The sequence below is a fragment of the Vibrio sp. Vb0304 genome (assembly GCF_033338995.1).
GTDB classification, from domain to species: Bacteria; Pseudomonadota; Gammaproteobacteria; order Enterobacterales; family Vibrionaceae; genus Vibrio; species Vibrio alginolyticus.
Genome location: NZ_JAWOTT010000008.1, coordinates 138017 through 158732, shown reverse-complemented (window position 1 = coordinate 158732; position 20716 = coordinate 138017). Strand labels below are relative to the sequence as shown.

Below are 20716 nucleotides of genomic sequence, written 5' to 3'. Positions count from 1 at the left end.
AATTAGAAATAATGAGGTTTGATCAGGAATTTACTTCTCTCCTTCGGCGGCCAACTAAAGGTGAGATAGAAAAATACAGCTATATCCATTTTTAGGAGTTTTTCCATGGACAAATTTTTTAAGGTTTCAGCGTTAACCGCAGCAATGTTTGGTGTTGTTGCTGTCGCTCCAGCTACAGCGTCTACTGAAAGTGCAGCAGGTGGCGAGTACGTAGAGAAAGTGAACGAATTTATGCAAGACTCAAGTCTGAATGCATTATTCATAGTTGATACTCGTTCACGAACTCGTACAACAGGTAAGCCCGGCGGTGAAAATGGTGACCGTTGGAGTCGTCTAAACTACTCTTCTTACAACGCAATTTTAGACTTCACTTCTGGCTACCACGATGGTTGGGTGGGCGCAGATGTTGCGGCTTACTACTCTGGCGATCTTTACAACGATAGTCTTTACAATTCAAACGAAGGCTACCTATGTAACGAAATCTCAACTTGTAACAACCTAGACTGGGGTGCAGGTGATGGTCAGCAGCTTAAAGTTTACAAAGCAGCGCTGAAATTCAAAGCAAACGAAAACTTTAATGCTCGTTTCGGTATGTTACAGGCTGGTGGTAACGGTACAATCGGTAACGTTTGGAGCTTTGTACCTGGTACTTACCGTGGTTTCGAACTAAACGCTAAACTTGGTGATTTCAACCTAAGCTACTTTGGCGCAGACCAATTTACAGCACCTTGGCTGCTTCACGAAGATGATTACGCACCAGCGCTTTGGTCTGACACTTCATGGAGCTACCTACACTCTCTGGGCCTAAACGGTAACCTAACTGACAGCTTGTTTATGCAACTTGGTTTGGGTCAAGCTACTGGCGTTCAATATGCAAATGGTGTTGACTGGGGTGCAGGTCAAGTAACTAGCTACCACAACGAAACTGACAACACTTCTTACAAGGCTTACTTGAAGTACACTGTTAGTGACCGTACAACTCTAGCATTTGATTTCTACGGTGTTGACGATGATGTGAAATACGATGGTCTAGGTTTCCACACTGGTCTATCTTTGAATCAATCTTTCGGCAAGCTAGCTTGGATGTCTGAGTTGCGCTACACAGACACAGATAACCGTGCGGACTTCGTTCCTCGTACTATTCATACATATGGTATGAACAATGGTACTTGGTCTCAGTGGTGGGACGCGCTGTCTGACTGGAACAAAGCGGGTGAGCTAGCATGGTACAACCGTCTATCTTACAACCAAGGTAACGGCTGGAACTACTACCTAGGCTTTGGTTACGGTACTGGCGCTGACTCTGCAGCAAGCGGAGCATCAGGTGACTGGGATTACGAAAGCGAATACGCAGTTAACGCAACAGTATCTTACTCACTACAAAGTGGCGCGCTTAAAGGTTCTACCATTCGTTTACACGGTACAATCCTAGAACGTGATGAGTACGCAGGTGCTGGCGATGCGGATGAAACAGACTTACGTCTACAAGTTCTTATCCCTTACAGCTTCCACTAATACTTAATTAGATAATAAAAGGAGCCGCTAGGCTCCTTTTCTATTTCACTTCTCGGCCGTCGTATATTTTGCAATATAACGGTGGCAACATATGTACATTACCGTTTGGCAACTCACACTTTATCTCTGGGCCTAACGTACGACCACCGGATGCACCATTAGCATGAGTGGTTAACGGAATTATGGCAAAAGATATTACTAATAGACCAGATAAAAATCTCATAATAATCACCTTAATATAAACTTTAAATATCTACGTGCTTGTATAAACCGTGACTACGCAGAAAGGCAAGGTTGAATAGGGCTATTATATCAAACTAAGCTCTTACTTCTTTACTATTCCCATTCCCCACCTCTAAATCGACACATTTCACTTGGAATATTCGTAACGTCGCCACTTGGCATCTTACATTCGACTATAGGTCCCAAATTAGTTGTACCGCCGTTTCCGTTGTTGTAGGCAAAGGAAGAAAAAGAAAAAATACCGCACAACATTAGAAAGAGAAGCTTATTCATAGTACATCCTCTTACTTACCAAATAAAAAGCACTCAACTTAAATGCTTATGCGTTAAGTATGTATCCGAGGATAAAAAGATCAAAAAATAATTCAATAAAGTTTTATTTTTTAAAATAAATTTAGATCGATAATTTACCTAGATATATTTCTATCTTATTGATTGTCGTGTGTTGAATAATTAAATAATAGGAAATGGTAGGTAGGGTATTAATAATATTACTAATACTTATTTTTTTCTCGATTTTAATTAAGGTAATGAAATGAAAGCAGTTGTTTAGATTAAAGTAATGGAGCATGATTTGCCCCATTACTTTGGCATAAATTAATTAGAATCAGGCTCAATGATTAAAATAATACCTTCAACATCGGTGATTCTTACGCGGGTACCGGCTGGAAGTGCTTGATCCGATTGTGCGGACCATGTGGTATCGGCTACCTTGATGCGATTGAGCCCGACGGAAAAGTCTTCTTCAAGGATAAGAGTACGCCCAATTAACTGCTTGTACTTTTGGTTCAGATCTCTTTCTTGGTCTTCTTGCTTGTCTTTAGACCATTGTCGTCGCCACCAAAGCCAGGTGGTGATTAAGCTGAAGCTTGCAAAGCAAAGCCATTGCAATTGCCAGCTCATTGGCAAAACGGTCATGAGTGCTCCAACGATAAGTGCAGACATCCCGAGCCAGAGAAAATACCCTGCGGTACCAAGTAGCTCAACTGCTAAAAGAGCAAAGCCAAACGCTAGCCAATGCCAGAAAGAGATACCTTCCAACAAACTAAAAAAGTCCATAAATTATTCTTTATCTTGCTGTTTAAACATTTCTGCTATCCCTGCAACCGAGCCCATTAGTCCGGTTGCTTCTAATGGAAGCATAATGATTTTACCATTTTCGGCTTGACCAATGCTCTTGATCGCTTCGGTATAACCCTGTGCAATGAAGTAATTGACGGCTTGCATGTCACCTTTTGCAATGGCTTCGGAAACCATGTAAGTCGCTTTTGCTTCTGCTTGCGCGGCACGCTCACGTGCTTCTGCATGGAGAATAGCAGACTGCTTTTCGCCTTCAGCTTTTAATATCTCTGATTGTTTATGACCTTCGGCCTTTAATATCTCAGCTTGGCGAACCCCTTCTGCTTCAAGAATTTCCGCACGCTTATTACGCTCGGCTTTCATTTGCGCATTCATTGCAGCGGTCAGATCGGCTGGTGGCTGGACATCTTTAATCTCAATTCGTGTGACTTTTACGCCCCAAGGGTTTGTTGCTTGGTCAACAATCGCCAACAGCTTAGAGTTGATCATGTCGCGTTGGCTCAGCATTTCGTCCAGTTCCATTGAACCTAAAACGGTACGAATGTTCGTAAGGGTCAAGTTTCTAATAGCGTGTTCTAAGTCGTTGACTTCATAAGCCGCTTTTGCAGCATCGATCACTTGAACAAATCCGACAGCGTCAATAACCACGTTAGCGTTATCTTTTGAAATGACCTCTTGCGCAGGAATATCGAGAACGCGCTCCATCATGTTTACTTTTTGACCAACTTTATCAACGAATGGAATGATCAAGTTTAAACCCGGCTTTAATGTGTGGGTGTAGCGTCCGAAGCGTTCAACTGTCCAGTTGTTTCCTTGCGGAACCGTTTTAATGGCTGAAGATAAGATAACGACAGCAAGAACGACGAAAATACCGATGGTGATCAGTGAATCAATTGGCATGAGTTATTCCCTTAAGTGCATAATATTCGATCCATTTTTACCTATTTATAGACAATAGACAATTGAAGTTCTGAGACCTTTGAGAGGTTATTGGTTTTTTATATGACAAAGGCCGGAAACACCGGCCTTTGTCATTGCATGGTTTTACTCTCGCTATTTTGCGGGGTATTCAATCCAACTTGAACCATCAAGAGAAACATAATATTTCCCTTGTACTTCAATCACAGTAGAGCCTGAGTTCTGCGCGACAACTCGTGTTTCTGGTAGGTTCTCTGTCAATATTGAAGGGCTAAACGTCTTACTTTGATAAATGTTTTTATCCAGGATATTCGAAACGAGCTGCGACAATGCCAGATAGCTAGATGGCTCGCTTACGTGTTCGGTGTCGCCCTGACGCTGAATTCCTTCTCCGAAGATTTTAATTCCTACCGGTGTATGAATGATTGTCGGTGCAGGAATTTCTCGCATACCCGAAATTTGCATGCGGTCTCCTCGCATTCCACCACCATGTTCTGGTACCAAAGCGACAACGATGTTGCGTTTTGAGGACTCTAAGGTTTTAAAGAACGCGTGGAGATCATCAAGCAAATTCTTAAGGCGCATTTTGTAGCTAGCAATAGATGTGCTTGAATTCGCATTGATGATCCTGTTGCCATCATGTAGTGAAATTGAGTTGTAGAGTGCCACGACTTTGTCGTCACTACTGTTAAGTCTTTGCTGCCACCAGTTATCCAATACTTGCTTATCGCGGAAGATCGAAGAGCCATCAAAAGATTTTTGGTAAGGAGTTAAGTCTTCTTGAGACATAAGAGCCGCTTGTAAGTCGCCGTCTTTTTTGATCAATTCAAGGAAGCTATCAAAGACACCATTGTGGTTCATCAGTAAATTTTCTGTGAAGCCTAGCTCTTTCAAACTTTCGAACAAGTAGCACTGCTTTGATGGTGCTGGCTGGAACAGTTGACTGTGTTCCTGTTGACCACAATTGGCTCGTAACAGACGAATGACCGCAGGCCCGCTGTATGACGTTGCAGAGCTAAAGTTGTCGAACATGATGTCAAATTCTTTGAATAGAGGATGATCGGCCAGTCCTGCAATTTCGATGTCATCCCACGCTACCGAGCAAATACTCAAGAACAACAAATCGAAAGGAGCATCCATTGCGCTGTTGGTATCGAATGCCACACGTCGAGAAGCTTCTTTAGAAAAGAAATCTGCAGTTAACGTGTTGAAACTGGCATCATTAATTTCCGTTATTTGAGGTTGTTTGCTAGCAGTAACCTCGGTTGTCGGCTGTTGTTGAGCTACTTCTGCAGCCACTGTTGTCTGAGGTTCAGTCGTCATAGGAATACTTATATAGACCATCGCAATAACCACAAAGACTGAAACTCTAACGAACTTGCTCAAAATAAAGTACGCACCACACAAAGCGAGCAATCCGAGTATTGCTTGGAATGATAAAAATCGTCCCAAAAGCTCGACCAGATAACTCAATTCAAACTGCATTAACTGTCCCGCTTGAGCCCAAAGACGGTCTAGAGGAGGTAGGTAAGAATCGTAATGCAAGAGCCACGCTGCGGCGACAAATACAACGATATGACGTACCGCATTTAGGCTTTTCATCGAGATAGGAAGCAGGATGAAGATCAACAGCGCAAAGTTTTCTATTGGATGGAAATCGATGATTCCTTGAAAATAGAGCGCTGTTTTTGCGATAAAGTAAATATTCCACCAGCCCAATCCTATAGTAGAGGGGGTAGAGTCATGAGAATGCGATATCATTACTTAAGCTTCTTAGTATTAGTGGCTGATGTATCTAGCTCAAAATAGCGCGAGCGTTTTAAGTGCTTGTGGTAAAAGCGTCGGGTAGCGTTTACTAGGTCACGGATAAAGTATCCTAGGAGTAGGCCAATACCTGAGCTGATAATCACGGTCAGTAAAAAATCGTTAATATTCATGAACGCTCCTTGAGCTCGATGGTTTTTTTCACAGCAAACAAAGGAGGAACATCAGTAATGGAGTTAGTGGCGGTATGGAATATTTTCCTCTCTGTCGCCAGAGCTGAAACGTCGTCGGATATGACGGCTTCATCTTGAACGATGAATTTTAACTCTGTTTCGATATCTAATTGAGTATCAAACGTGTGAGTTGAATGAAATAAGTCTCTCACTGGGAACTCAAATATATTGTTGAGTGCAATATCAATATCGCTATGTCGAATAGCACTGAACAAGACATATAGAGCTTTGTTGCAGGCTGTCACAACGTCGCCATCTCTTCGAATATGGCAAAGACGTAAACATTCCTCTGCCGTCATACCTGGTAATAAGTTCAGCTTGATAAGCGCAAAGTTCACATTTGAGTGTGTTGAGTGGGAAATGACGTCAATACAGTATTGGCTAAAGTCCTGGTTTTGTAAGTAGCCTTTGCTACCAAACTTAAGGTCATACTTTAAGAGCGCCTCTAAACTGTCAGGAATTGGGCGTGTAAGCATCTGGCCTTGAATTGCTTCAACCTGAGTCATAAAGCGCATTGGGGGGATTTGCGCGTGAGAAATGAAGTTTGCCCCCGAGCGAAGTAAGAACTTTTCATCTGCATATCTCAGACATTGTTGGGTCTCCCTGACAATAATCTTTAGCTGACGGCCATACGCGGACCTTAAACGGTAGCAATCTAACGCGATCTGTTGAACTTCGCTTTGGTTATCACAGCTGAAAACAATAGTTGAAGAGCGAGGGTTGTCTAGCATCGCTATGAGTCCTTGATTGCTCTCTGCCACACGCATCCCTTTTGGGGCTTTCACGCTTTCTCTGAAAGCTCTTCTGCTGACATAGATTCTATCGCTATCCGATTTGTCTTCTGGCATGACATGAGATTGATGCGTTTCGTAAGACGTTGCTTTTAGTGTTTTATCTTTAGTTTTAGTGAGAATGTATTCGTGTTGGGTAATTACACCGTGTTTATTGGACCAAAAATCCACAAGATAGCAGTAGCGAGCGTCATCTAATGATGTCATGGTCGCCAAACCTGCAATGTGTCTATTATGAGAAATAAGAATGGGCTTTAATAGTGAAGTCGTCAGATGCCCATATATACAAACACTAATAGTGATTTTTTTATTATTTGCCAGCTCATTTAAGCTTTGTAGAAAGACACTTATAAAATCATCATTAGTTGATGATAGTAGCGAGTCTGGAACAACTAATAGACATGTAGAAAACTTCTTTATGTTCGTTTGGTGAATGTCTTTAGCAAGATTTATAGCTTTGGGTGTTTTTTTTGTGAATTTATGACTAAGAAAAAAACACTGTTCAAGGTGGGTTTTAGATAAGTCATTGAATTTCATTAAGGCTTCATCATTCAATGTGGACAAAAAAGTTTCTTTGTCTGTAAAGCTTGTAAGTGAAGTGTTGTCATTTTCCGGTAGTGTACTGAACAAATAATCAATAAGCATCTGTTTATGAGTAAATAAGTTTACATAAACAGAGTTTATCTCTCGTTCGTTTTTAATAGCAGATGATTCAGAGAGTGATGACATAAAGAGCCTTAAATCAATAACTTAATGTGTTTTGTGAAGCTCACAATCCGTTGTATGCTAATCGTTACAATTTTGATTTTCTTAGTGACAAGAAAATGACGCTAAGATATTAAACGAAATTGATCAGAAATTAAAATAGTTATAGCATGTGCTTCACATGATGTTTATGAGTTTAAAATCAATAGTCTCTAAGTCTATGATTCTCATTTAAAATATTTAAATTTCTTATGTGTATTAAATGGATGGTAACAATTCATTATTGTAATCCTTTTTTCTGAAGTTAAATATTATTTAGGCCTTTGTTATTTATATGGGCTATAAATAAACTTATTCACATTCATCATCGTTCTATAAATATGAGACGCATAGGTCGATGCGTCAATTTTTTAACAATGGAATTTATACTGAAAATGATAGTGGCGGGATTGCTGTTATCTCAGTTTAAGCTCCGTTACATTGTGAAAAATTCTATGACTGAGTCTGCAAAAGATATTAATTCGATCTACTCTTCTTATAACTTAACTCAATACACGTATATTGAAACAACAGAAAACGAGTCTTACGTACAAGTTAAAAATAAGTGGCAAGTCTTCAAAGCCAACGGTGCTCGTAATGTTCTATCTTTGGTACGTAATACGCAGAAAAATTCAGAAACGGAAGCGATATGAAGCGCCTTCTATTTGTTAGTTTAAAAGGCGGCTGTGGCTCAACGACCGTCGCTGCGAATTTGGCACAAGCGTTAGTTAAGATAAATAAACAGGTACTGGCCATTGAGGTGGTGCCTAATAGTTTACTGCAAGCTCATCTTGGCTTGCCGAGGGAAGAGCAAGGAGGCTGGGCGAAACAACTTCTTTTAGATAAGCCTTGGACCCAGGCTGGTTATGAAAGCCCACAAGGTGCACTTTTTTTACCGTTTGGCCATCTGAATTCTGAGCAGTTAAAAGCGTTTTTTAATGAGCGTTCTCACTATCTATCAATGCTAGGTGAAATGACGTTGCAAGTGAGCGAAAACCGTGGTGAGCAGTGGCTGCTTTTTCACGCCGACTTAGCAGAGCTTACTGATCCTGAAGTGCGATCTTTTGTCGACTCAATGGATATGATTGTGGTGGTGGTAACGGCAGACGCCCTGAGTTATCTCACTCTTCAATCTTGGCTACAACATGAAGAGCTATCGAGATTGCTTCGCTCTGATAAATTACGTTTTTTGGTGAATAAATATCAGCCAGAAACCGAAATTGGTCGTGATTTCATGTTGGTGCTGAAAAAGGAACTTAGCGAATCCTTGATTCCCGTTTCGATTCATCGAGATACGGCATTGCTTGAATGTGTGGCAAACCTGACGACCGTTCAACACTATTCGCCATCGAGCCAAGCCGCAAAAGATTTTCAGTCTTTTGCTTTTTGGTGTGTATCAGCGTTATCAAGCGCTCAGGACCAAAGCTAATTTATGCGAAGTCTTAATCTGATTTTCCAACGTTGGGTAGTGGACCAATTCAGACTGCAGAAGAACGCTTACGAGCAAGCCTGGAATTGTAAAACAAACTGGGTTGGTGAGTGTGCTTTGTCTTTTTGGTTTTCATTGAGTTTTGTATTTTTAAAGCCGGTTATTTCGGGTGTTCCCTCATGGAAACTGCCTTTGGTTTACTATCCAAACGTTAATTTTGCTGCGCCAAGATGGTTTGATCCTGTACGTTTTATTATCCAAAGCGTGTGGTTGCTTTGCTTCAGGCAAAACGTAAATGTAAATACAGCATGGTCCAAAAAAACCAGCAGCTTAGCGATGACTTTAGCCGAGCAAATTCGCAATGCGTTCTACTTGCCATTTGAATTGGTTGCAAAAGGCGTCCGCTGGTTAGAACAGACAGCGAACAACATCAAAGATCCACAAGTTCGAGAGCGTATTAAAGCAAGTAAGTCAGCGATGGCGTTGAACTACACCTTGTTGTTTTTCGTGGTGTTAATCGCTTTGCTTTGTTTTACGGTGCCATTTGGTTATCAGGCTCAGACTGTCTTTGTGCTGTTACTCTGGGCATTAGCGATGATGGTCCGTCGCATGCCGGGTCGTTTTCCTACCATGCTTTTGATCATCTTGTCGGTTACGGCCTCATGTCGATACTTGTGGTGGCGTTATTCGTCTACCCTGAACTGGGACGATCCTGTTGCTTTGTTTCTAGGGGGCGTTTTACTTCTAGCTGAGACGTATTCTTGGATTGTGCTGATGCTTGGCTATTTCCAAAATATCTGGCCATTGAATCGCAAACCAGTATCGATGCCACCGGATCAGTCAACTTGGCCAACCATTGACTTGATGATCCCTACTTACAACGAAGATCTCGATGTTGTGAAAGCGACGGTTTATGCCTCGTTAGGTGTCGATTGGCCGAAAGACAAACTTAACATCCACATTCTGGATGACGGCAAGCGTGATAGCTTCCGAGATTTCGCCAAAAGTGTAGGGGTGAACTACATCCGCCGCCCAACGAATGAACATGCGAAAGCCGGTAACATTAACTATGCGTTGAAGCAGACCAGCGGTGAGTTTGTTGCGATTTTTGACTGTGACCATATTCCTACACGAGCATTTTTTCAGCTCACAATGGGGATGTTCCTGAAAGATCCAAAGTTGGCGCTTATTCAGACGCCGCACCATTTTTTCTCACCGGATCCTTTTGAGCGTAACTTATCGAACTTTCGTAACGTGCCAAACGAAGGCAACTTGTTTTACGGCCTGATTCAAGATGGTAACGACTTATGGGATGCGACTTTCTTCTGTGGCTCGTGCGCTATTTTACGTCGAGAGCCTTTAGAGGAAGTCGGTGGTATTGCAGTCGAAACCGTGACGGAAGATGCGCACACGTCTCTGCGCATGCACCGTTTAGGCTATCGTTCTGCATATCTTAAGCAGCCGATTTCTGCTGGTTTGGCGACAGAAACATTGTCTGCACACGTTGGGCAACGCATTCGTTGGGCTCGCGGGATGGCGCAGATATTTAGGGTCGATAATCCATTGACTGGAAAGGGGCTTAAGCTCTCTCAACGGCTTTGTTACGTCAATGCCATGCTGCACTTTCTATCTGGTATCCCGAGGATTGTATTCCTGATCGCACCCTTGGCTTATTTGTTGCTGCATTCCTACGTGATTTATGCGCCAGCGCTGGCGATCATTTTGTACGTATTACCCCACATGATTCACGCCAGCATGACCAACTCTCGTATGCAGGGTGACTACCGTTATTCGTTTTGGGGTGAGGTATACGAAACCGTGCTTGCTTGGTATATCGCAAGGCCAACAACGGTGGCTTTGTTTGCGCCCCATAAAGGGACATTCAACGTAACGGCAAAAGGCGGTTTGGTTGAAAAGTCTCACTACGATTGGGTGATCTCTCGACCATATTTGGTTTTGGTTGCACTCAACATTTTGGGCTTCGCTGTAGGGATTTACCGAATGGGGTGGGGGCCTCAAAATGAAATCGGTACAGTTATCGTGAATCTCGTATGGACGATGTACAACCTGTTGATTTTAGGTGCTGCCGTTGCGGTTGCAGTAGAAGCTAAACAAGTGCGAAAAGATCACCGAGTAGAGGTGGCGATTCCTGTCGCGGTTAGGCTTAATTCTGGGCATTTAATACAAGCGCAGATGAAGGATTTCTCTTTGGGGGGCGTGCGCATAGAAATTGACGGGGTCGATGAACCAACCTGTGCTTACTTACTCGGTCAAACCTTAGAAGTGATCCTCAATCGAGGTGGCCAAGAATTCGTGTTCCCTATGACGGTTGCCTATGCTCATAAGGGGATATTTGGTTTACAACTCAACGAATTGTCTCATCAACAACAAATCCAATACGTCCAATGTACATTTGCACGTGCAGATACATGGGCGAAATGGCAACAAGGTTATCAATCAGATAAACCTCTATCGAGTATGCAGGCTGTACTGCAAGTCGGCTTTAATGGATACAAACGCTTGCTGCAACATTGTCCTAAGTTTGTTCAGGTCAGTGTGGATGCACTTTTATTTTGTATCGAATTTATTTGGTCACTAAGACCTCGTTATGTCCCAATCAGGACCTCAAGTCATGCTAAATAATAAAAAACTAACAGCGTTGACAACGGCTATCACTCTCATGTGTATGTCGTGCAGTCTCGCGGCACAAGAAGTAAGTCAGCAACAAGCAACGCCTTTGGCACAGCAAGATGCTGAAGATTCGACCGTGTTTAAGCGCGTCATCCCATTTAGTCAATTAGGTTACAGTGGTTCAATTGCTATCCAAGGTAGTGAGGCCAGTGCTTATATTGGTTTCGGTTCGCGACTCGATGAGGTGGTATCTAAAGCAACGTTGCACTTTGATATCACACCTTCGCCAGCGTTGCTCTCTTTGGTTTCTCACGTCAAAGTGTATTTGAACAACGAACTTATGGGAGTAGCGTCAATCGTCGATGGCCAGCAAGGCAAAAAGTTGAGCTTATCTATGCCGCTGGACACTCGTTACTTTAGTAATTACAACCAAATTCGCTTTGAGTTAATAGGGAATACTCAGAAAGACTGTGCTAACCCCAATGACTCGAGCATTTGGGCTGAGATTAGCCAAAGTAGTCGAATTGAGATGCTTGCTCAAAAGACAGTGCTGGAAAGTGACTTGAGTTTGTTACCGGCTCCTTTTTTTGATGTCCGTGATTTCAGCCAGTTAAATCTGCCTGTCGTGATGGGTAGCAAATACGATTTAGATGATGTCAAGGCTGCCGGTGTCTTGAGCTCTTACTTTGGTGCTCTTGCGGGTTGGCGTGGTGCTCAATTCCCTTTTAGTGTCGACACGTTACCTAAGCGCAACGCCATTGTCTTTGTTACCAATGACAACAAACCTGAGTTTCTGAGAGATTTTCCAGACACGGATGGCCCTCGTCTTCAAGTCATCACTCATCCAACAGACCCGTACGTGAAGCTTCTTCTAGTGATAGGCCGTGACAGTAAGGATCTTAACATTGCGGTGCAAGGTTTGGCGTTGGGAAACCAACTTCTTACTGGACCAATCGCGAAGATTAATGAAGTCAAACAAATCAAACCACGAGTCCCGTACGATGCGCCAAACTGGGTGAGTACGGCTCGTCCTGTTGCATTGTCTGAGTTAGTCGAACAAAAAAGCATGCTGCAAGTGGAAGGCCGAACGCCTCCACCAATCAACGTAAGTTTGCGTTTACCACCCGATCTCTTTACTTGGCAAAGCCGTGGTATACCGATGGATCTTAACTATCGTTATTCACCGCCTGCTGCGGATCATTCCGGCTCTCGTCTGACTTTGAGTATTAATGACCAATTCATTGAGGCGTTCAACCTAACCACAAAAGGTCAAGGTGGAGAATCTAACCGTATACGTGTTCCTTTGTTAGATGATGGCATTCTAAGTGGTGATACGTTTGTTCGCATTCCGGCTTTTAAGGTGGGTAGTCAAAACCGAATCGAGTTTGAGTTTGGTTTTGCGTCGGTGACTGATGGGCAATGTCAGGTGACGCAGCCAAGTAAGCAATACGCGGTCATTGATGGTGACTCTACGGTTGATTTTAGTGGTTTCCCTCACTACATCGAAATGCCAAATATGCGCGCTTTTGCTACTTCTGGCTTCCCTTACACACGCATGGCCGATTTGTCAGAAACTGCGATTGTTGTTCCAGAGAGAGCTCCAAAAGAAGTGTTGCAGACCTTCTTAAACGTCATGGGCTCGTTAGGAAGTGATTCTGGGTACCCAGGTATTCAGGTGCTTTTGACAGATAAATGGAATGCTGAGCAACTAAAAAATAAAGACATCCTGACGATTGGTGTTGTGGATGCACTAGAACAAGCCGCTAATAACCCTGACCAAGTTAACTTAGTGGTTAAAGAAGGTCAGAGACAAATTCGCCTGCCAAGCAAAAATGAAAAGCAGCTCGGAATGAACTGGATGAGTCCAAGTGATGCTCGTCAAGTGGCCGCGGATTATGTTTCTGTTGAGGCAGAAGGCTCTTTTGCTGCTATTTATGGTGCAGAATCGCCATTTACGAAAAAACGCAGCGTCATTTCTATTATGGCGGCTCACCCGTCAGATTTTGCGTCGGTTGATCGCGCGTTGGCTGACTCCGGTAAAGTGGAGCGCATGTTTGGCTCGGTAGTGACGTTGAGAAATAACGAAGTAGCAAGCTACAACGTGGGTTCGCACTACTATGTCGGTAAGCTTCCTGTGTGGCAGCTCGTTTGGTATCACTTCTCTAATCACCCAGTCATCGTTGCGTGCTTTGCCGCCTTGCTAGTGGTGATCGTAACCATTGTGCTTTGGCGCGTATTACGTCAAGTGGCGTCTAGACGTTTAGAAAAAACTGAGGAAGAGGAATAATGAAAAAACTCATCTCGTTCCTTATGTTGTTCGTGTCTCCTTACTTGTGGGCTAACACCTGCGAGTGGCCACAATGGGAAACATTTAAGTCGGTATACATGGAGCAAGGCCGAGTCGTTGATGGCAGTGACGAGCGTATGATTACAACCTCGGAAGGCCAATCTTACGCATTGTTTTTTGCCTTGGTTGCCAATGACCCTAAAACCTTCGATCAGGTTTTAAAATGGACTCAATCACATTTAGCTGATGGGGACTTGACGGCAAGGCTTCCCGCTTGGTTGTGGGGAAGAAAAGAAAATGGTCAGTTCGGAGTGTTGGATTCTAACCCAGCGTCAGATTCTGATTTGTGGATAGCTTACTCCCTTGTTGAGGCGGGGAGATTATGGAATAACTACTACTATCAGACCCTTGGACATCTGATCGCGAGTCGTATTTTACGTGAAGAAACCGTCAACATAGCGGGAGTTGGAACGGTATTGTTGCCAGCTCCAACGGGCTTTGATGCCGACGGCCAGTACCGTGTGAATCCGAGTTATGTTCCGTTACAACTGATTGCTCGTATGCAGTCGCTGTACCCGCAATACAACTGGGACTCAATGTATAAGGCAAGTGTTCACATGCTAGAGAAAACGATGCCAGCTGGCTTTAGCCCAGACTGGGCAGTATTGAGAAATGGTCGTTATAGCTCAGATGTGGTTACAGGGCCGATGGGCAGTTACAACGCCATCCGCACTTATCTTTGGGCGGGTATGCTAAATGACCAAGTTTCAGAAAAAGCAGTATTAGTACAAAAAATGCAGCCGTTTGTCGCGGCAACCAAAGCCCTTGGTGCGCCAGCGAGAGAAGTAAATACTGAAACGGGTAAATATACCCAAGCAGGAAGCGCAGGTTTTTCTGCTGCGGCTCTTCCGTTACTCGCGGCTTCTGGTGAATCTACGCTGTTGGAGACGCAGTTTCGTCGTGCTCAAAATGAACTTGTGGTGGACAAAAACGATCATTATTACGACAACGTATTAAGTCTATTTGGGCTTGGTTGGCATGAAGAACGTTACCGTTTTGGTGTGCAAGGTGAATTGCTTCCTGTATGGAGCGAGAGATGTCAGTAACAGGACGCGTGTTATGGTGGATTCCACTGGTTGCTTTGGCGGCTGGTGGCGTCGGCACTGTGCATGCAGAAAGCTTTAGCTCAACACCTCTGACAAAGTCGCAGCTCGCACAGGTCTACAAGCCTATCGAGCTGGTTCAATTTTCCACATCATTAGCACGAGTTGACTCGGTTGAGTGGTTGGTTGAGCAGCTAAAACTGACGGATGCGATTGGCCGAGATGATATTGTCGAGAGTACTCTGGAGAGGCTGTTCGCGATTGAAGAAAGCAATCCAACGGGGCTTTTCTATCAAGCGAATATGTATCTGAAACGTAAGCAGCCAGAATTAGCAAAACCGGTATTTGAGCGCTTAATCAGACAGGCGCCTCATTCGACTCAAGCGAAAAACTTGTCATCGATTATGGCTATTCAGGGAGAGAAAAGAGCGGATTATCAGCGCGCTCAGTTGCTTGCAAAATCTGGTCGTTACGATGAAGCGATTCAAGCTTACAAAGCCCTTTTCCCAAATGGAATGCCATCACCAGCGTTACAACTTGAATTCCTACAGTTGCAAAGTAATTTGCCTGGCAGTTGGAGCTCGGTAAAACAGGGACTGGAACGTTTAAATGCAAATTATCCTAGTGTTCCGTCTTTTCAACTCGCGTTAGCCAACCACATTCGCAAAGAGAATCCTGCTGATCCATGGATTCTCGATACCTATAAAAAGTTAGCGCTTGCTCCTTCGGTTGGAACAAATGCGGCAACGTCGTGGTTGCGTGCATTGGATCAATTGCCTATTTCAGATCAAGTTGTTCAGCAATATGCCATCTTAGCTAGCTACTACCCGTCTGACATGGAGATTCAAAGAGCGAATCAAAGCGCGAAAGATCGCTGGAAAAAGGAAAAGGAACTACGCAAAGACCCCACTTATCTCGCCAAGCTCAAAGGGTTAGCGTTGCTCGAGGAAGATAAAACCGACCAAGCAGAAGCTCAGCTGCGTTATGCGTTGACGACTCGTCCGCAAGATCCTGAATTGCTTGGTGCTATGGGTAAGGTTTATCTACGTAGAGGGCAGCAACAAAAAGCGCTCGGATACTTTAAACAGGCTCAGCACTTAGATCATAATCCTGACTCGGCCTCAAAATGGGCAGCGCTAATCGAGACTTCTCAATATTGGGCGTATCTTGATCAAGGTGATGCCTTGGTCGAAAAAGGCCAGTTTAAGCAAGCAGAAAGCGCTTATCAAAAAGCGATTCAAGTAGATAAATCCCAACCTTATGCTTATTCATCATTAGGCTCTTTGTATCTGGTACAAGAAAATTATGCCGCGGCAGAGAAGGTTTTCAAACAAGCTTTGCAACTGGATAGCAGCAATAGCTCCGCATTGCGTGGTCGCTTAGATGTTCGTATTCAGCAGCAAGATTGGTCTGGCGCGGAAGCACTCGCGCGCAGTTACTCAGCCCCACAGCAGAAAGTGGTCGCTGAAAAAATAGCGAGCATCAAGTCGGAAGTTATTTTGACTCGTCTGCGGATCGCAATCGCTCAAAATGATCAGGCAACGATGAAAGCGTCCGTAGAGGAATTGATTGCGCTACAGCCAACCTCCCCATGGTTAAGGCTTGATATTGCTGACGTGGTTCATTCAATGGGCGACAAAGTACGCGCGGATACGCTGATGTCCGATTGGGCTACATCTAGTAATGACTCTGAAATGAAATTTGCTTACGCGCTTTATCTCGCGCAGGACTTCAACGTGAATGAGGCCATCGCTGAGCTAGAGAATATCGCACAACATGACATGACAGACGCAATGCTGCGCAATTTAACCCGCTTGAAGCTTGATGCTCAGTTGAGAGACATTCAAACGCGTTACTTAGCTTCTCCCGAATCAGTAATGGCGACATTACGTGCGCTAGAGTCGGATTATCAAGGTCAAATTCAACCGCTCGCTCGTCTAGTGAGTGCGTGGTTAGACATTGATGAAGTTAAGGAAGCTGAGAGGATTTTCCAAAACATTTCGCTTTCAGAAGATTGGTCAACCGATGACAAACTGGCTTACGGCAGCATGATGGTAAGCTTGAATCACTTTGAAGATTTTGATCGTTGGTACGCGGACTTAGCATTAAATTCCGCAACACAAGATTTAAGTGCTTCGGAAGCATTACAGCTTGATGAACTCAAAACCCGTCGACTGTTGAGTCAAGCGGATCTGATGCTGGTTAATCAACAGCCTAAGCTTGCGTTGGATTTGTATGAACAAGTTTCTTTAAAGCCTGAGCCATTTAAAACTCAAGCAGAAATTGGCATGTTGCAAGCTAGTGCTTTGACTGGATATGAAGCGACGTATCACGACATGCACCTCATTTTGAATAAAAAGCGCGATAGCTTAACTGCGGCACAGTTGATGACAGTGGCCGCGGTGTTTAATCAACAAGGCTATCGAAATGACGCTAATGCGCTAAATCAGTTGTTGGATGCGATGCCTGATGCTGACGCATTAGCATTTCGCAATAGCATGTCTATAGCAATGGAAAATCAACAGTGGGCGTTAGCTGAAACACGCGCCTATCAAGCCTTAAATCGTGACCGAATGGATAAAAATCGTGAACCTGAAGAGGCGAAAAAAGAACCCCTAAGCTTACGTGAGCTATATGATACTGCTGACGACTACTGGTTGACTCGTAACGTCAAATCGGACATCGATAAACTGCATGATCGGAGTGATGGGCATGTCATGATTGGCTGGGATTACAGTGCACGAGATGGCCGTAATACTTCGAATCAAGTGCCCATAGAAGCCCGAATCCCGATAGAGAGCTGGGATGGGCACCTGTTGCTAAAAGCCGATTATGTTTCTATCGATTCAGGTCAGTTGGACTATTATGAAAAAACCACCGATTCTGACAGCACTTCGTTCCAAAATGACGCATCAGGTATGGCATTTGGAGTGGGCTGGCAGGCTGAAGATTGGTTGGTCGATATCGGCACGACACCAATTGGTTTCGACCATACCACATGGGTTGGTGGTGTGCGCATCAATGGGGACCTGGGTGAGTTCGGTTGGACGGCAGAAGCTTCGCGTCGCCCAGAGACCAGTAGCGCGCTTTCTTATGCTGGAATGTCTGTCCCTAGCGGCACGACTGACCCTCAAGGGACTAAATGGGGCGGAGTTGCTCGTACTGGTGTGAAGTTGAGCTCAAGTTGGGACATTGGTGGCCCTTACGGTTTTTGGAGTAGCTTGCAGTATCATGTTTTGACTGGTGAAAAGGTTGAGGACAACACTCGTTTAGGCGTGCTAGGTGGAGCGTACTACAAGTTAATTGCAACGGATGACCAGCGTTTAAGTATAGGTACGAACTTAATGTACCTTGATTACGACAAAAATCTGGGTGAGTACACGCTAGGTCACGGTGGCTACTACAGCCCGCAAAGTTACTTCTCGGTGTCTTTACCTATCAACTTTTATGGCCGATACAACAGTTCTTGGTCATATCAATTGAGTGCATCCGTCTCTAACTCTTGGACTAAGGAAGACGCGCCATACTTATCGACAGTAGCGGAGTCAGACAAAGGTGGTGGTTTTGGTACGTCGTTGCAAGCGGCGGTGGAAAAGCGAGTCAGCAAACGTTGGTATCTTGGTGCGTTAGTCGATGTACAACGTTCTGAGTTTTATACACCAAACCATTTCATGCTTTATGCCAAGTACACCTTTAATGATCGTTGGCAACCAATAGAGTATCCGCCAGCAGCACCAACGTTGTATAGCGACTTCTAACAAAAAACAAAGGCCGGAAATCCCGGCCTTTGTTGTCTTATTCCTAGAAGAATGCGGCGCTTAGTACAAAATTGAGTAAAGCTGGCGACGATATTTGCTTGCTAATGCGTTACCTTGACCTAGCGCACTGAGAATATCCATAAAAGTCTTCTTCACGTCACCGTCTTGGGCGCCCAAGTCTTTTTTAAGAATATTCCACAGCAGTTCCAACGCTTCTTCATCCCGACCAACTTGGTTGTATTGTACCGCCAATTCACAAGCGAGTTCGAAGTTTGCCATGTCTGCTGCGTATGCTTGTTCTAGTCGCTGTAACTCAGGGCTATCTGCAGCCTGCAAATGTAGCTCGAGCTTGGCTATTAGGCTCTTGTAGTAGTTATCTTGATACTCGAGAGGGATAGCGTTCAGTAGTTCTTGGGCAATATCAAATTGTTTGGTTTCTAGCAAACAATCAGCCATCGCGAGTTTCACATCACCACGCTCTTGCAGCTCTGGCGGCAAAGTGTGGATGATGCTCAAAGCCTGAGCATGCTCACCTTGCTGAAGAAGTTCACTGACTTGTTTTAATAGTTGTTCATCTGGGCTTGGCAAATGCTTTTGTAGCATGGTAGCAATGGCATCAATTGGCTGGGGGCCTCCCAGACCATCGACGGCTTGACCATTTATAAACAGCGCGATAGTTGGCAATACTTGCACGCCAAATTGAGACGCTAAAGCGGGCTGATCTTCACAATTTAGTAGAGCAAGCGTAAATGCACCGTTGTACTGTTGAGCAAGAGATTGCAACTCAGGGAGTATCTGTGCGCTTTCTGGCTGAGCGTTGGCCCAAAAGTGGATCAAAACGGGCGTGTTCATTGATCCTTCAAGCGTTTCGCGAAAGTTCTGTTCTGTTATCTCAACGATAAATGGGGATTGCATCAGAGTATCCTTGCCTTGTGTCTTGTCGTTGATATTAGATATGGAGTTGATTTAGGTGAAATTCAAGCGACATTCACCATCAATAATGAATCATTCTATTTTGAGAAAACGTGAGGTAATAGAGTGAGGTTATTGCTGCTCAGGTGTTAGATAAAAAGAAAACGCTGCCGAAGCAGCGCAATTCTAATGCTATTTGTTAGTGCGGTATCAAAATAGGATGAACATGGTCAACACTACACCCACACTAAGCCAGTTAAGCTGATTTAATGTCATTGTTGCCTCGCAGTAGTATAAACATTGCTACAAAACGTAATGGGTGGCGATACCAAATCTAAGCAACTCAATCACTTTGGGCGAAAGAATCCCCGCTGAATTGCGTAGAAATTGATTCGTTTAGTTGAGGTTTTTTTAACCTACATGTTCATAATGACATCACATTGTTACGGTGAAATTACATTTCGACAAAACTTTTTTATGCAGCCTGTCGCAAAATTTTATCAAGTACACGGGTTGGTAATAGTCTTTTCAGGACTGCGAATAATTTAGTCGGTGTAGTAATTCGATAACGAATTTTCGGTGAAACGCTAGTTAATGCATGAAGAACTGGTGCGATGCAAGACTCTGCAGGCAAAACAAATCGATTATTAGACTTGTCGTTGTTGAGTCGCTCTCTTTGTCCTTCATAAGCATGACGATGGGGGCTAGATTCAATATCAACCCACTTCTCAAAGGCTCGTAATGCATTGTTTCTAAATTGAGTTTCGATCGGTCCTGGTTCTATCAATGCCACTTTGATATTCGTATCCGCAAGCTCTAGCCTGAGCGTATCTGTCCAGCCTTCTAAGGCAAATTTTGATGCATTATAGGCACCACGGTATTTCATTGCGGCAAAACCAAGAACAGAGCTGTTTTGTATGATGCGTCCTTCGCCTTGCTGGCGCATATGGGGAAGCACTTCTCTGACCAACTGGTGCCAACCAAAAAAGTTGGTCTGAAATTGATCTTGAAGAGCCTCGGTGGGTAAGTCTTCCAGTGCTCCGGGCTGACCATAGGCACCATTATTGAACACTGCGTAAAGCTTACCTTCTGCTAACTCTAGCGCTTGCTTCACGCCCGAAGAAATGCTTTCTGGGCTATTTAGGTCTAGATTGATGCAGGTTAGCCCTTCATTAATTAGGCGCTGGACATCTTGTTCTTTCCTACAAGATGCAATGACATTAAATCCCTTGTTTTGTAGGGCGTGAGCGCACACGTAACCGATGCCGGTTGAACAACCCGTAATAAGAATCGACTTTTTCATAATTT

General features: G+C 43.9%; 15 protein-coding genes. 7 read left to right on the top strand and 8 right to left on the bottom strand.

Going from position 1 to position 20716, the window contains the following annotated elements; genetic code table 11:
• Positions 1–105: 105 nt before the first annotated feature.
• Positions 106–1515 carry a hypothetical protein gene (locus tag R7P35_RS12725; protein WP_005382055.1) on the top strand — a complete coding sequence of 470 codons (1410 nt, stop codon included), beginning with the start codon at positions 106–108 and terminating at the stop codon, positions 1513–1515.
• A 40-nt stretch (positions 1516–1555) separates the two neighbouring features.
• On the opposite strand, the gene R7P35_RS12720 is transcribed toward R7P35_RS12725, so the two are convergent.
• The 6 genes from R7P35_RS12720 to bcsE form a co-directional block, all read right to left on the bottom strand.
• On the bottom strand, positions 1556–1738 hold the full coding sequence (locus tag R7P35_RS12720) for a hypothetical protein (RefSeq protein ID WP_021707681.1): 183 nt from the start codon (positions 1736–1738) through the stop codon (positions 1556–1558).
• A 617-nt stretch (positions 1739–2355) separates the two neighbouring features.
• A complete protein-coding gene (locus tag R7P35_RS12715) occupies positions 2356–2817 on the bottom strand; it encodes an NfeD family protein (protein ID WP_017634826.1) in 462 nt (153 codons plus the stop codon).
• Positions 2818–2820: 3 nt separating this feature from the next.
• Positions 2821–3738 (bottom strand): SPFH domain-containing protein, encoded by a 918-nt coding sequence (locus R7P35_RS12710; RefSeq protein WP_005382060.1) that lies wholly within the window; start codon positions 3736–3738, stop codon positions 2821–2823.
• A 153-nt stretch (positions 3739–3891) separates the two neighbouring features.
• Positions 3892–5517 (bottom strand): cellulose biosynthesis protein BcsG, encoded by a 1626-nt coding sequence (gene bcsG, locus R7P35_RS12705; protein ID WP_025767002.1) that lies wholly within the window; start codon positions 5515–5517, stop codon positions 3892–3894.
• Positions 5517–5693 carry a hypothetical protein gene (locus R7P35_RS12700; protein ID WP_017819966.1) on the bottom strand — a complete coding sequence of 59 codons (177 nt, stop codon included), beginning with the start codon at positions 5691–5693 and terminating at the stop codon, positions 5517–5519. Before R7P35_RS12700 ends, bcsG begins: the two co-directional genes overlap by 1 nt.
• Positions 5690–7273 carry a cellulose biosynthesis protein BcsE gene (bcsE, locus tag R7P35_RS12695; protein ID WP_053303303.1) on the bottom strand — a complete coding sequence of 528 codons (1584 nt, stop codon included), beginning with the start codon at positions 7271–7273 and terminating at the stop codon, positions 5690–5692. Before bcsE ends, R7P35_RS12700 begins: the two co-directional genes overlap by 4 nt.
• 470 nt (positions 7274–7743) lie before the next feature.
• Between bcsE and R7P35_RS12690 the strand changes: the two genes are divergently transcribed.
• The 6 genes from R7P35_RS12690 to R7P35_RS12665 are packed head-to-tail and all read left to right on the top strand — an operon-like array spanning position 7744 to position 18496.
• On the top strand, positions 7744–7941 hold the full coding sequence (locus tag R7P35_RS12690) for a hypothetical protein (RefSeq protein WP_021034149.1): 198 nt from the start codon (positions 7744–7746) through the stop codon (positions 7939–7941).
• Positions 7938–8717: a cellulose biosynthesis protein BcsQ gene (gene bcsQ / locus R7P35_RS12685; RefSeq protein ID WP_005382068.1), complete on the top strand. Its 780-nt coding sequence runs from the start codon at positions 7938–7940 to the stop codon at positions 8715–8717. Before R7P35_RS12690 ends, bcsQ begins: the two co-directional genes overlap by 4 nt.
• 3 nt (positions 8718–8720) lie before the next feature.
• Positions 8721–11360 (top strand): UDP-forming cellulose synthase catalytic subunit, encoded by a 2640-nt coding sequence (bcsA, locus tag R7P35_RS12680; protein ID WP_205460852.1) that lies wholly within the window; start codon positions 8721–8723, stop codon positions 11358–11360.
• The gene (bcsB, locus tag R7P35_RS12675) at positions 11350–13635 is read left to right on the top strand and encodes a cellulose biosynthesis cyclic di-GMP-binding regulatory protein BcsB (RefSeq protein WP_132936490.1); all 2286 of its coding nucleotides are present in this window, start codon (positions 11350–11352) and stop codon (positions 13633–13635) included. Before bcsA ends, bcsB begins: the two co-directional genes overlap by 11 nt.
• Positions 13635–14741, top strand: a complete 1107-nt coding sequence (gene bcsZ / locus R7P35_RS12670) for a cellulose synthase complex periplasmic endoglucanase BcsZ (protein WP_238974756.1) — start codon at positions 13635–13637, stop codon at positions 14739–14741. Before bcsB ends, bcsZ begins: the two co-directional genes overlap by 1 nt.
• Entirely contained in the window at positions 14732–18496 is a 3765-nt protein-coding gene (locus R7P35_RS12665; RefSeq protein WP_318092176.1) for a cellulose synthase subunit BcsC-related outer membrane protein, read from the top strand. The genes bcsZ and R7P35_RS12665 overlap by 10 nt, the downstream gene beginning before the upstream one ends.
• Before the next feature lie 60 nt (positions 18497–18556).
• Here R7P35_RS12665 and R7P35_RS12660 read toward each other — a convergent pair whose 3' ends face one another.
• Together R7P35_RS12660 and R7P35_RS12655 are read right to left on the bottom strand one after the other, a co-directional pair.
• Positions 18557–19411 (bottom strand): co-chaperone YbbN, encoded by an 855-nt coding sequence (locus R7P35_RS12660; RefSeq protein ID WP_005388628.1) that lies wholly within the window; start codon positions 19409–19411, stop codon positions 18557–18559.
• A gap of 472 nt (positions 19412–19883) precedes the next feature.
• Entirely contained in the window at positions 19884–20711 is an 828-nt protein-coding gene (locus R7P35_RS12655; protein ID WP_025766996.1) for an SDR family oxidoreductase, read from the bottom strand.
• Between the last annotated feature and the right edge of the window lie 5 nt (positions 20712–20716).